The organism is Brachyspira pulli (assembly GCF_036997785.1).
Lineage (GTDB): Bacteria > Spirochaetota > Brachyspiria > Brachyspirales > Brachyspiraceae > Brachyspira > Brachyspira pulli.
On record NZ_JAWLQI010000026.1, the window covers coordinates 1 to 14,522 of the forward strand.

11 protein-coding genes are annotated in these 14,522 nt (G+C 26.8%); 5 read left to right on the top strand and 6 right to left on the bottom strand.

Annotation, left to right across the window (positions count from 1 at the left end; genetic code table 11):
* Window positions 1-61: 61 nt before the first annotated feature.
* The 3 genes from R4K56_RS07410 to R4K56_RS07420 are packed head-to-tail and all read right to left on the bottom strand — an operon-like array spanning window position 62 to window position 5,512.
* On the bottom strand, window positions 62-3,232 hold the full coding sequence (locus R4K56_RS07410; RefSeq protein WP_335772244.1) for an efflux RND transporter permease subunit: 3,171 nt from the start codon (window positions 3,230-3,232) through the stop codon (window positions 62-64).
* A gap of 22 nt (window positions 3,233-3,254) precedes the next feature.
* On the bottom strand, window positions 3,255-3,992 hold the full coding sequence (locus tag R4K56_RS07415) for a GNAT family N-acetyltransferase (RefSeq protein ID WP_335772245.1): 738 nt from the start codon (window positions 3,990-3,992) through the stop codon (window positions 3,255-3,257).
* A gap of 14 nt (window positions 3,993-4,006) precedes the next feature.
* Window positions 4,007-5,512 (bottom strand): TolC family protein, encoded by a 1,506-nt coding sequence (locus tag R4K56_RS07420; protein WP_335772246.1) that lies wholly within the window; start codon window positions 5,510-5,512, stop codon window positions 4,007-4,009.
* 186 nt (window positions 5,513-5,698) lie between these two features.
* Here R4K56_RS07420 and treR point away from each other — a divergent pair, with 186 nt between their 5' ends.
* From treR to treC, 3 genes are all read left to right on the top strand, one after another.
* Window positions 5,699-6,406, top strand: coding sequence for a trehalose operon repressor (gene treR / locus R4K56_RS07425; RefSeq protein WP_048594372.1), 708 nt, complete (start codon window positions 5,699-5,701; stop codon window positions 6,404-6,406).
* 540 nt (window positions 6,407-6,946) lie between these two features.
* Window positions 6,947-8,884 carry a PTS system trehalose-specific EIIBC component gene (gene treP, locus R4K56_RS07430; RefSeq protein WP_335756638.1) on the top strand — a complete coding sequence of 646 codons (1,938 nt, stop codon included), beginning with the start codon at window positions 6,947-6,949 and terminating at the stop codon, window positions 8,882-8,884.
* 118 nt (window positions 8,885-9,002) lie between these two features.
* Window positions 9,003-10,667: an alpha,alpha-phosphotrehalase gene (treC, locus tag R4K56_RS07435; protein ID WP_335772247.1), complete on the top strand. Its 1,665-nt coding sequence runs from the start codon at window positions 9,003-9,005 to the stop codon at window positions 10,665-10,667.
* A 57-nt stretch (window positions 10,668-10,724) separates the two neighbouring features.
* Here treC and R4K56_RS07440 read toward each other — a convergent pair whose 3' ends face one another.
* From R4K56_RS07440 to R4K56_RS07450, 3 genes are all read right to left on the bottom strand, one after another.
* A complete protein-coding gene (locus R4K56_RS07440) occupies window positions 10,725-11,717 on the bottom strand; it encodes a hypothetical protein (protein WP_335772248.1) in 993 nt (330 codons plus the stop codon).
* Between the two features lie 25 nt (window positions 11,718-11,742).
* Entirely contained in the window at window positions 11,743-12,072 is a 330-nt protein-coding gene (locus R4K56_RS07445; protein WP_335756641.1) for a PadR family transcriptional regulator, read from the bottom strand.
* 265 nt (window positions 12,073-12,337) lie between these two features.
* Window positions 12,338-12,532 carry a hypothetical protein gene (locus R4K56_RS07450; RefSeq protein ID WP_335772249.1) on the bottom strand — a complete coding sequence of 65 codons (195 nt, stop codon included), beginning with the start codon at window positions 12,530-12,532 and terminating at the stop codon, window positions 12,338-12,340.
* A gap of 328 nt (window positions 12,533-12,860) precedes the next feature.
* On the opposite strand from R4K56_RS07450, the gene R4K56_RS07455 reads away from it, so the two are divergent.
* Both R4K56_RS07455 and R4K56_RS07460 read left to right on the top strand, forming a co-directional pair.
* A complete protein-coding gene (locus R4K56_RS07455; RefSeq protein WP_335772250.1) occupies window positions 12,861-13,424 on the top strand; it encodes a TetR/AcrR family transcriptional regulator in 564 nt (187 codons plus the stop codon).
* An 84-nt stretch (window positions 13,425-13,508) separates the two neighbouring features.
* Entirely contained in the window at window positions 13,509-14,510 is a 1,002-nt protein-coding gene (locus R4K56_RS07460) for an NAD(P)H-dependent glycerol-3-phosphate dehydrogenase (protein WP_335756645.1), read from the top strand.
* Window positions 14,511-14,522: the final 12 nt, after the last annotated feature.

Sequence of the window (14,522 nt, forward strand, 5' to 3'; positions counted from 1 at the left end):
ATTAAAAAAAATGACAAACTTAAAAATTTTCAGTATATACTATAAAACTATAAATATTCGATCAGTTTTTATAATTTATTTTAATAAGTTTCAAATCTGCTGATATCATAAATAAACATGGTAAAAGTATCAATGTTAAAAGGGCAGCAAATAAAAGTCCGTAAGCCATCGCCATAACCATAGGTACTATCAAATCAGCACGTCCTCCTATACCATAAACTGTTGGGAGAAGTCCGAATATTGTAGTAACTGTTGTTAAAAATATAGCTCTGAATCTGTCGCCTGCACCTTCAACTACTGCATTAAGTACATCTTCTTTTGTATGTATATTTCCTTGTTCAAGTATTCTATTTATTAAATCAACCATTATAATACCATTATTTACTACTACTCCAGCAAGCCCAACTATACCAACAGCACCAACAAATGACATAGGCATTCTATGTGCAGCAAATCCTAGTATAACTCCTATTATTCCAAATGGTATTATACCCAAAATCATGAAAGGCTGAACGAATTTATTAAATTGAAGAAGAAGTATTACATATATAGCAATTATAGCAATAACATATCCCCAAGCAATACCAATAATAGATCCTCTAGTTTCTTTTACCTCACCTGCAAACTCTACACTTATATTAGGATAATCTTTTGATATAGAATTAAAATAATCCTGCATTGCATAAGTTGCTTGTATCGCAGTATTTTTTCCCTGTTCAATATCTGCAGTCATAGTTATTGATTTCTTTCCATTATAGTGTTTTATGCTTGATTGATTATTTGTAATATATATGTCTGCTATATCTTTTAATTGTATGAGTCTGTAATATGTATTCGGTATATAAAGATTATTTAATACATTTGTATCATAAGTATATTTTTTATCTAATCTTACTCTGAAGTCCAATTTATTTTCAAACTGCTGAATTGAAGTAGCAACTACTCCTGCATAAGCAGCTCTCAATTCTCTTGCAGCATAGGCAACATTAACACCTAGTTCTGACATTCTATCATAATCAAATATTACTCTTAATTCTTCCTGTCCGATTTTATCATCATCATCATAGTTTATTATACCGTCCAAACTTAAAAGATGTTCTTTCATTTTATCTTTTACTTCTTTAACCATAGCAGTATCATTTCCTATTATTTTTATATCAACTGCTTTACCAGGGTTTATTGGGAGTTTAGTATTAACTGTTATTAATTCTAATTCATCTTTTATTCCGCTTTTTTCTATAGCAAGATTTAAATCATCAACTATATCATAAGCTATTTTTTTTCTGTTATTAGCAGGAACTAAATATATCATAGTACCGGCAAGATTGTCCATTTCTTCTGATACTTCTACGGTGTTTTTATCTAATTGCTTTCCTAATAAACTGTATACCGCTATTATATCATTAGTATCTATTGTATCATAAATAATATTTTCTACCTGCTGAAGATATTTTTCTGTTTTGTATATAGAACTTCCAATACCTGTATCAAGATTAACTACTATAACATCAGCACTGGTATCATAAACTAAAGTAAATTTTGCAAATATTACTCTTGCTATTGCTAAAGTGATAAGCAATGTAACTACAAAAAAGATAAATACAATATATCTAAATTTTAATATGAATCTTAAAAATTTAACGAAAGGTATTTTTAATTTATCGAATAATTTATCCTTATCAAAATCAAGCGGATTCTTGAAATTAAATCTTTTTCTTTTATGCTCTCCTGTAAGTTCTTCTTTAGTAATTAAGTTATTAGGTAAAAGAAGCACAGCCTGAAATATACTTACAATCAAAGCAACAATTACAACTCTAGGATATTGATTTATTAATCTTCCCATAGTTCCAGTAACAAATATTATAGGAGCAAAAGATGCAACAGTTGTAAGAGTAGAAACAAGCATAGGCATAAATACTTCTCCTACGGCACTTTTTGTAGCATCAAGTCCTTTTATTCCTCTTTGATGATAATTAAAAATATTTTCTGAAACTACTATTGAGTTGTCAACTATCATACCCAAAACCGTTATAATACCGCCTAAAGAAATTATATTAAATGTTATGCCAGAGTATGTCATATAAATAAGAGAAACAGAAATAACTATAAGCATTCCAAGCGAAGTAAATATTGCACTTTTGAAATCCAAAAATATTATAAGTATTATAAATATGATTATGAATCCTGTTATAATATTTGAAGAAACGGCATTAAGCAAATCATTAATGGTTCTTGAATTATCAGCCATAGGGACTATTTCTATATTATTTGGTATAGTTGCTTTGTTATTTTCAAAATATTTATTAACATTGTCTATAGTTTTTAATATATCAGCATCTTCTTTTTTTATTATATTTATTGAATATCCATGCTGACTATTAACTCTCATATATACACTTTTATCAACAAATAATTCTTCAACTCTTGCTACATCTCCAATTCTTACCGGCTGACCATTAAATATAGAACGTATAATAACATTTGTAATAGATAATGGATCTTGAAATTGTCCTGTAGTTACAAGAAGTTTATTTTTTTCTTCTAAATCAGCATTTTCATCAGGCTTCATATTTCCGCTTGTAGAACGTATATTTCTTAAAGATAATGCCTGTATAATTTCTGTTAATGAAGTATAATATTCATTTAATTTATATGGATCAGCTAGTATTTGAATTTCCGGATCAGTTCTTCCATATACTTCAATATTTGCAACTCCATCTACATATTTTAATTCTTTTTCAAATCTTTTGGATATATCATAAAGTTCTTTTTCACTGCCTTCCATTCCTTTTTTGAATCTTAAACCAAGATTGTATATAGGAAGTCTGTTAGCATTAGCTTCAAAAATTTTTATCTCTGAAACATCTTTTGATACATTAGGAGCATTCTGAAGACGTCTGAATATTTCATCTTTTACAGGTCTTGAGTCTTTAAGATTCATGTCTATTCTTATAGTAAGTATTCCCGCATTTTCTATTATTATAGAATAAAATTCATCAATGCCTGCTATAGTTTGCAGCTCATCTTCTATTGGAATCATAGCATATTGTTCAACGTCTTCTGGAGAAGCACCCGGATATATAACTTGAACTATCATAACATCAAAGTTAGTTGATGGGAAAGCTTCTTTCTTTATATTAAGATAAGAGTATATTCCGACAGCTAAAGTAACCAAAATAATAACATTAACTAATAATCTGTTTTTTGCAAATAGTTCTATTATTCTATCCATATTTCAATTCCAATTAATTTAATTATTTTTTATTTAATAAATTCATTTCTACCCATAAGGGGTTAAATCCGCTTTTTACAGCATTTTTATATGATTTAATATTTGACCAAATGCAGCTATAAAAAGGCACTATATTAATTTTTAAACATTCTAATGCAAGTTTGCTTGTAAGAGATGAAGCTATACCTTGTTTTCTGTACTCAGGTAAAACATCAACTCCTATCTGCCACATATTATCGCAATCGGCAGAACAGCCTGCAAGTCCTATAAGTTTTCCATTATCATAAGCACCTATAGCTAATTTATCTAAATAAGACCTTTCTTTAGATAAAGCATTAGACCATTCAGGCAAATACAATTTTTCAAATTCTTGTTTATTCAAGAGTTTACATTCATAGTTACAATTTAATGGTTTTATAGTTTCTATATCAGGTAAAAAATATTGAACCATATAATAACTATTTATTTTATGTTCTTTTATTATAGGTTCTATATTAGCAATATCAAAAAAATTGCATGTATTATAATCTTTTATATTTTTAACTATAGTTTGATAAACTTTTTCTGACACTGATGCAATTATATTATTTCCATAAGATACAAAATGACATAGAAACGGTAATTGAAAATATTTTTTAGCATTTTTATTTTCTTTTGAGATAAATATTTTATTTTCATTACATTCAAAATCTTGAGTATTGCAATTGCAGTCAAATGCAGATTGATTTAAAGCTATTTTTAATATTTCTTTATTTGTCATATTTTATTAATCTATTAATTACTTAGAAGTACTAGAGAATTATAATCCATAACAGTACTTATTATCATATATTCCAAATTAAGGAGTTCCGCTCTTGCCTGTGCTAAATCAAGCCTTGCATTTATTATTTCATCTATAGGGAGTCGTCCCTGTCTGAATTTTGTATTCTGTGTTCTTATTCTTGATACTATTGCATTTACTTCTAATTTTTTATTCTCAAGCATTTTTTTGTATGCCTCAAACTCATCATAATAAGTTCCTATTTGAACATCAAAATCCCTATTAACTCTGTCAAAATCAGCAGTAACTGCATTCAAAGCAGCATAAGCATCTTCCATTTTAGCCTTAGCATCACGTCCGCCTATAGGGTAGGAGAACATAAGCCCTACAAAATAATCAACATTAGTCATACTAGAAAAAGATTTAAAATATCCGCTGTCATCTAAACTTGATAATGATACGCTTCCTACTATAGATAAATCAGGCAATGCATTATTTTTCATTATTGATAAAGCATATTCACTTCTCAATTTTAATTGATAAGCCATTTGACCTTGAGCACTTTCTAAAAATGGTACTATATCTATTTTAGCATTTATTGAAGTATCAAGTGTTTGAGTCCAATCATCTTCATTTGGTATAATATTTTCTTCCGGTATAAAGAATTGAATATTTCTAATTATCTTTTTTAACATTAATTCTGATTTGTCTTTTGCTTCTATATATTTTAGTGTTTGTCTTTTTGCATTCTGATATGAGTCATTATCTATAACACCGCTTGTATATCTTTTATAAACTTGATTTTCAAATGTTCTAGCTTCTCTTATCATTTCATCATACAAGGCTATTAATTTTCTTGCCATTATCCATTGATAATAAATTTTCTGATAAGATGTTAATACACTATTATCATCTATTATTCTTTTTAATTTTGCTATAGTAAGCTGATATTCTGCATCTTTTATAGGGTATCTGTCCAATTTACCGAAAAAATCTCTTAATATAGGCTGTGCTATTTGTATTTTAATGCTTGGATAATAGTATTTAAAATTATTAGTACTTAAATTTGGAAGTTTTCCATTTATTGTGCCAAAAGGAGTATCAACTGGTAAAGAAATATCTCCCGTATTAAAGTTTCCGAAAAAACTGTCATGCTTTATTTCTACAGACCATCTAGTTCCAGAGTATGGTACAAGTCCGCTGAATCCGGCACCTATTCTAAAACCATTATAATTAAAATCTGATGTAGGAACAAAATTGTATTCATCAAAATGACTTTGCATTCCTATAGCACCAGCCTGCAAATCAAATTTAACATCTCCGGAACTTTTAGCCTTTGTTAAATTATTTGCTGCATTACTTTCCTGAGATGCAGTTAATTTCATCTCTGGTATTAGTGCTTTTATTCTTTCCATATATTGAGTATAAGGTAATATGGCAGTTTCATTAGTTTGTGCGAAAATAAAAAAATTAAAAAGAACAGAATGCAAAACAATAATATATATCAATTTCCTTAACACTTTCTAACACCTATTAAAAATATTGTATATATTTTATTATTTTTGTTTTTTTTATCAAGTACAATAAAATTACTATTGTATGATAAACTACATTTTTTATTTTTTGTAAATTAAGCCTATAAAAAACATATATTTACAAACATAACTTTTTATATTATAATATTTCAATTCAAAATAGAGGTTGTTATGGCATCAAAGTACGAAGAAATTTATAATAGTTTGCTCGATAAAATAAGATTTGGATACTATAAAAAAGGCGATATACTTCCAAGCGAATATGATTTAATGAAAGAATATGATGCTTCAAGGGATACCATAAGAAAGTCATTGCAGCTTTTATCTAATAATGGATGCATTCAAAAACATAAAGGAAAAGGTTCTATAGTTATAAATTCAAATATATATAATTTTGAATTTGGGGGAATATTCAGTTTTAAAGAAGTTGCATCAAAAATGTATGGTAAAGTAGAAACTATAGTGCATAGATGTGAATGCATAAAACCTGATGCATTAGTAAAAAAAGCATTGAAACTAAATGATGATGATAAAGTATGGGCTATAGAGAGAATAAGAAATATAGACGGAGAAAATATTATACTTGATATAGACTTTATCAATGCATCTATTATACCGTTTATAGATGAAAATATTTTAAAAGACTCTTTATATGAACATATAGAAAAAAATCTTCAGTTAAAAATATCTTATGCTGAAAGAGAAATATCATGTGAAAAAATAAATAATAATGATAAAAAGCTTTTAGATTTAAAAGATTATGATATGGTTATAAACGTAGAATCTAGGACTTTTTTATCAGATACGAGAGTTTTTCAGCTCACATCTGCAAGACATAGACCAGATAAATTTAAATTCAGAGATTTTGCAAGAAGATAATTTCTTAAAAATATATTTTATCGATGTATATACCTAAACAACTATATTTTGTCAATTTTAGTTTTTTCAATTTTATTGCTTGTGGTGGCTTTGCCCCCACACCCCCAGTTCTTTTGTTGGCACAAAGAACCAAATTTAGGATATATCCTATATTTAATAGGCATGTTTTTAATATAAAGTTCTAGCAATTGCGTTTTTGGCAACTTTGACGAAGTCGTGGCAAAAAAGTAGAGAAAATTTACATAAAGTGCATCGGTTGACAAACTTAAAAATTTTCAGGATATACTATTTTCTATCTTATTTATAAAACTACAACACACTTTTAGAATTTCAAATATAAAAACACTATTAAATTATGAAGAATTATCTATATTAAAATTTATTCTAATTAAATATTGTAAGCGTTTTTTATCAATTAATATTTTATTTATAAAATTTGTAAAAAATACAAGTATATAATTGACAAACTTGTACGTATATGTTAATATGTACGTACAAGTTAATGATAATAAAAATATATAAAGCTATGGAGGCATATCTATGGGAAAATTCACCGAAGACGCCACACTTCTATTAAAATATGTTGGCGGAAAAGAAAATGTTAAGGCAATAACTCATTGTGTTACAAGAATGCGTTTTGTTTTAATAGACCCTAAAAAAGCAGATATTAAAGCTATTGAAAATTTAAAATCTACTAAAGGTACTTTCACTCAATCAGGACAATTTCAAGTTATAATAGGTAATGAGGTTTCAGAATATTATAATGAATTTGTTAAAATTTCGGGTATAGAAGGAGTGAGCAAAGATGCTGTAAAAGAATCAGCAAAAGGCAATCAAACATTCTTGCAGCGTTTAATGTCTAACATAGCAGAAATATTTTCACCTCTTATTCCAGCTATTATATGCGGAGGTTTTATATTAGGTTTTAGAAGCGTAATATCAGATATAAAATTTTTTGAAGAAGGTACAAAGAGCTTAACTCAAATATCTCAGTTCTGGGCTGGAACAAATGATTTTTTATGGTTAATAGGTGAAGCAATTTTCCATTTCCTTCCTGTAGGTATTACATGGTCCATTACTAGAAAAATGGGAACTACTCAAATATTAGGTATTGTTTTAGGTATAACATTGGTATCTCCTCAGCTTGTTAATGCTTATTTGGTTGGTACTGTTGATCCTAAGTTTTATGATTTTGGAATTTTTAAAATGCCTATGGTTGGTTATCAGGCTCAAGTTATACCGGCTATAATGGCTGGATTTATATTGGTTTATTTAGAGAAGTTTTGGAGAAAAGTTGTTCCTGAATATGTTTCTATGGTTATAATACCATTTGCTTCATTAATACCAACAGTTATTATAGCACATGCAGTTGTTGGCCCTATAGGTTGGAAAATAGGTGAGGCTGTTTCTTATGTTGTATATACTGGCTTAACATCAAAATTCGGAGTTTTATTTGCTGGTGTATTCGGATTCTTCTATGCCCCTTTAGTAATAACTGGTCTTCATCACATGTCTAATGCTATTGATTTGCAGCTTATGAGTCAGTTCGGCGGTACTATGTTATGGCCTATGATAGCTTTATCAAATATAGCACAAGGTTCTGCCGTAGTTGCTATGTCTATACTTCAGAAAAGAAATAACAAAGCTAAACAAATAAATATACCTGCATTTATATCATGCTATTTAGGAGTTACAGAGCCTGCATTATTTGGTGTAAATTTAAAATATGGTTTCCCATTTATATGTGCTTTAATAGGTTCTTGTGTGGCTGCAATTATATCAGTTGGTTCTAAGGTTATGGCTACATCTATTGGTATTGGCGGTATACCTGGCATACTTTCAATACAGCCTCAGCATATGTTAATGTTTGCTGTTGCCATGATTTTTGCTATAGCTATACCATTAGTATTAACTTTTATAGTAGGAAAGAAAAAATTAAAACCAGAAGATTTAACTGATAATACAGATATTTCAGAAAAAACAGAAATTGTTTCAGATAATGCATCAGCTGCAGAAGCTATAACTTTAGATGATGATAATTTTGTTTCACCTATGAATGGAAAAGTTTATAAATTATCAGATATAGCAGACGAGGCATTTTCAAGCGGTGCTATGGGAGAAGGTTTTGCAATAGAATTAGCTGATACTATAGTAACTTCTCCTTGCGATGGCGAAATAATAGCAGCTTTCCCTACCAAACATGCTTATGGTATAGAAACAGCAGGAGGAAATGAAATACTTATTCATATTGGAATGGATACTGTAGAACTTAATGGAGAAGGTTTTGAATCTTTTGTAAAAGTGGGAGATAAAGTGAAAAAAGGAGATAAAATAGCTAAGGTTGATTTAGAATACGTAAAAAATCATGGTAAATCTTTAGTATCTCCTGTTGTGTTCACAGATGGAACTAAAATTAATTTATTAAAGGAAAATACTATCATAAAAAACGGTGAAGGTAAAATTATAGAAATAAAATAATTAAGCGGGGTAAATATTTATAGGTTTTTATTATATACACGGCAGTTAACAATAATTATTGGCTGCCGTTATGAAACTTATAAATATTATTATAAAATTATTTAATTAGGAATCATTTATGAATTTTAAAAATAAAGTTGTTTATCAAATATATCCGAAATCTTTTATGGACAGCAACAATGATGGATTTGGAGATATAAGAGGAATAATATCAAAATTAGATTATTTACAAAATTTAGGTGTAGATATTATTTGGAGTACTCCTTTCTTTGTTTCTCCTCAGAAAGATAATGGGTACGATGTTGCTGATTATTATAATGTTGATCCTTCTTATGGTACTATGGAAGATGTTGAAGAACTTATAAAAGAAGCTAAAAAAAGAAATATAGATATAATGTTTGATATGGTATTCAATCATACTTCTACAGAACATGAATGGTTTAAGAAGGCTATTAATGGAGAAGAAAAATATAAAAATTATTATATATTCAAAAAGGGCAGAGTAGTTAACGGGAAAAAAGAACCTCCTACAAATTGGGTATCTAAATTCGGAGGCAATGCTTGGCAGTATGTAGAAAAATTTGATGAGTATTATTTGCATCTATTCGATGTTAGTCAGGCTGATTTGAATTGGGATAATGAAGAAGTAAGAAAAGAAATTTTTGACATAGTTAACTTCTGGATAAAAAAAGGAGTTTACGGATTCAGATTTGATGTTATAAACCTTATATCAAAGCCGGAAGTTTTTGAAGATGATTTTGAAGGCGACGGCAGACGTTTCTATACAGATGGAATAAATATACATAAATATTTAAAAGAATTAAATAAAAATACTTTCGGAAAATATGATAATGCTATTACTGTAGGTGAAATGTCATCAACAAGTATAGAAAACTGCATTAAATATTCCGGTGAAAAAGAAAATGAACTTAGCATGGTATTTAGTTTTCATCATTTGAAAGTTGATTATAAAAATAAAGATAAATGGCAGTTAATGGATTTTGATTTTCAGGAATTAAAAAATCTTTTATTTACTTGGCAGGAAGGAATGCAGGATAATAATGCATGGTCAGCCTTATTTTGGTGCAATCATGATCAGCCTAGAATAGTTTCAAGATTTGGTGATGACAAAAAATATCATAAAGAATCTGCTAGAATGCTTGCTACAGTTATGCATTGTTTGAGAGGGACTCCTTATATTTATCAAGGAGAAGAAATAGGTATGACTAATGCTTATTTTGATAATTTTAATCAGTATAAAGATGTTGAATCAATAAACTATTTCAATATACTTAAAAATAATGGCATAGAAGAAAAAGAAATATATAAAATACTTCAAAGCAGATCAAGGGATAATTCAAGAACTCCTATGCAATGGAATGATAAAGAGAATGCAGGATTTTCAAATGCTAAGCCTTGGATAGAAGTTATTGATAATTATAAAGAGATTAATGCAGAAAATAATATTAAAGATGAAAACTCTATATTTAATCATTATAAAAAATTAATAAAATTAAGAAAAGAGTATAAAGTTATTTCAGAAGGTAAAACTATACCTATACTAAAAGATGATAAAAATGTATTTGCTTTTATAAGAGAATATAATAATGAAAAACTTTTAGTAATAAATAATTTTTATGGTAATGAGTGCACTATAGATTTAAGCAATATTGATTTCGACATAAAAAAATCAAAATGCCTTCTTTCAAATTATGATGAGGCAGTACTTGATAATACATTAAAGTTAAGACCTTATGAATCTATAGTACTATATAATAATTAATTGCAGATTGATCCTTCATATAAATTTTTATTATCGTTATTAAAAGCCTTGCATATATCAGCCTTTATATGCAAGGTTATTTTTTAATTTTAATAAAACATATATACCATCAAGCAATAAAGCAAATAATATACATATTAAACAAAATAACTGAAAATTATTAAATATATTAAAAGCAGCAGAATTTTCTGATTCTAGTTTTGTCAAAGCATCTATAAAATTAATATTAATTACATTGTATGATAATAGCCATAATGATGATGCAATAGCTGATACTATATCAATACCAATAAACAATGTAACTGTTTTTTTATTGTAAGTGTATGTAAACATTTTTATAATTTCTCTTGATATAAGCATTAAAATAAATATTAAAGGAAATAAAAAACTATTCTTTATAATGTCTATATTGAAGAATGCAAAATATTCATTATTGATTTTTATTGAAAATATATTTGGAGATAAAAATAAAAGCAATAAGAATATAATTGCTGCTGATATTTTAATAATTGAATTATATAAATTTATTTTTTTATTGGGAAGTTTTGGAAGATTATCAAAATCTACTGTTATGCTGGAAATATCTATATTCTTATTTGAAATAAATACAAATATTAATGTTACAAATGAAAATGCTAATAACAATGCCGTAAAAATATTACTTGCTATATTAATCAAATTTACAGCTTCATTATTTATAAGTATATTAATCATTGATGAAATTATTATTCCAAGCAATGTTGAAGATAATACAATTTTTAATACAAGTTTATAATATATATAATAAGGATATCCTATTAAACATTTATTGTAATCATTATCATATTTGCATGCAAGTTCATAAGGATTTCCAATTTCCATTAAAATATTTTTTATATCATTTATTTTATAGTCTGAGTTTGAAAATCTTTCTTTGATTATATCATCAATAAGAGTTCTTATTTCATTAGAAACATCTTCTTTAATTTTATCGGGCATTGATTTTGTAACGGTATAAATATATCTTTCAATAATATCTTCTGCTTTTTTATTTTCTTTATTTTGAATCATACAAACTCCTATTATCAAAAAATTATTAATCTATTATTTTATTAACATTAGATGAAAAATCCTTCCAATGATGAATAAATTTTTTCAAAACTTCTTTTCCATCTTTTGTTATAGAATAATATTTTCTTGGCTTATCTTCTTTGGTGTTCCATTCACTCTTTAAAAGACCTTGATTTTCTAATCTTCTTAAAAGAGGGTATAAAGTATTAGCTTCAACAGTGATGCCGTTTTCTTTTAATTTAGTAATCAAATTGTATCCGTATTCTTCTTTTTTTAATTGACTTAGAACAACTATTATCAATGTTCCTCGTCTTAGTTCCTGCATCAAATTTGACACTATATCATCATAGTTCAATATTAAATCCTTATATATGATATAATACATTATAATGTGTAATACACAGTATGTCAATATAAAAAATAATTTTATTGAAGAATAAAAAATATTTTTTATTATTAATGATAAAGTTTTTTATTACAACTTAGCATAGATATGTAAATAAGAATTTACTTGTTTATAATTTTATACGATTTTTATATGTTATACACTTACAATTTTTGATGATCGTATATTCATATAGTTATAGGTTTACATTTAAAAAAGATTATAATTTAACCATTTATTTTTTATTTATTTTATCCATTATCTTTTTAATTTTTTTATCTTCCATTTTCATACTCATGTCAATAACCGCATCAAAATTTTCTTTTGATGGATTTTCAATAGCATCTTTAATCGCTATATCTAAAGCTGCTTCTTTGATTTTTTTTATTCTCTTTTTAAGAGTAAGAAAATAAATTATTGTACCTATCATAATTATATCTCCATTTATTGTTATTATTTAATTTTTTAGCTTTTATTATTTAACAAATGAACTTATCATAAATAAACACTTATTTTACAAATGTAAAACTTTTTATAAAATAATATTAAAAACTGGTTTTTTAACATTGAAATTAAAAAAGCTATTATTAGCATAATACATATAATTATTTTTACAAGTAAATTTATTAATTTTTTTATTAAAATATAAAATATATTTATGCGTAAAATACATTTTTTATATATGTCATTATATATTTATTGTACAGTTAAAAAACTATAAACTTTATTTTTATTCTAATATATGGCATACTATACAAATGAAGAACGATAAAAAAGATTTAAGAATATTAAAAACTGAAAAATTATTAAAAGAATCCTTGCTTGAACTTTTAAAAACTAATTCATTAAAAGATATAAGTGTAACAGAAATATGCGATAATGCTATGATAAATAGAGTTACATTTTATGATCATTTCAATAATAAAGAAGAATTACTAAATTCTATTATAGAAGATATTAAACAAGATATTATAAAAGAATTAAAGAAAGATAATTCAATATATGATTTCAAAAAAAATTATAGAAAAATATTAGAAAAAGTTCTTAATTACTTCGATGATAATAAACAATATTTCAATGTATCATTAATAGATTATAACAATACATTACTTTTTGTTTCATCATTATACAAAATATTTACAGAATATTTAGATGAAACCATGAAAACTGATAATATTGAAAACACAAAAATAACTTCCCAATTCTTTTCTGGTGCTTTAGTTTCTGTAATATTATGCTGGGTTAAGGATAATAATAAAATTAAAAAAGAAGATTTACTTAATAATATATGCATCCTATTAGAAAAATCATTAAAAGAATAGTTTACATAATATTTTTATAATTATGTCTTGATAATAGTTATTTTTTATATATACTAATATCATAATAAATAGGTGGGGTATAGTATGGCAAATGTTGGAATTATAGGTGCTGGCGGTTGGGGACTTGCACTTGCTAATATTTTCTCAGAGAAACACAATATTAAAGTTTGGGTGCATAGTGAAGAAAGCTATAAATTATTAAATTCTTCACATCAAAATGATAATTATTTAAAAAATATCAAATTGAATGAAGATATAAATTTTACAATGGATATAGGAGAAGCTGTAAATGATAGTGAAATAGTTATAATAGTAACACCATCTTTTGCATTTTCTGAAGCTTGTACAAATATAGAACCATATATAAGTAATGAACAAATATTAGTTTCTGCTACAAAGGGACTAGATAGAAATACAGGTAAAACTATGAGCGAAGTAGCAAGAAGTATAATATCTGGGGATTTATCTATATTAACTCTTTCAGGCCCTTCTCATGCTGAAGAAGTTGCTAAAGGTGTTCCAACTGCTGTAGTTGTAGGCGGTGAAAAAGGTGTTTCTGAATATGTAAGAGATACATTAACAGTACCACCTAAATTTAGAATATATAACTCTACAGACCAAAAAGGCGTTGAAATAGGCGGAGCTTTAAAAAATATTATAGCTATTGCCGGCGGTATAGTAGACGGACTTAAACTTGGTGATAATACAAAGGCAGCACTCATAACTAGAGGATTGCATGAGATAGTAAGATTTGCATTGAGTAAAGGTGCCAGAACCGATACTATGTACGGACTTTCAGGAATAGGGGATTTAATAGTAACTTGTTCCAGCGGACTTAGTAGAAATAACAGACTTGGACGTGAATTGGCAAAAGGTAAAAAGTATCAAGAGGTAATAGCTGAAAATCATGGACAGGTTGCTGAAGGAGTATATGCTGCTACTGCTGCTTATGAATATGCTCAAAAAAATAATATTTATATGCCTATAACTGAAGCTATATACAATATACTCTTTAATAATGCCAATATACAAGATACTTTAACTGAGCTTATGAGCAAAGATGCTAAAAGTGAGGGATTCTTTTAATAGTATTTTTTG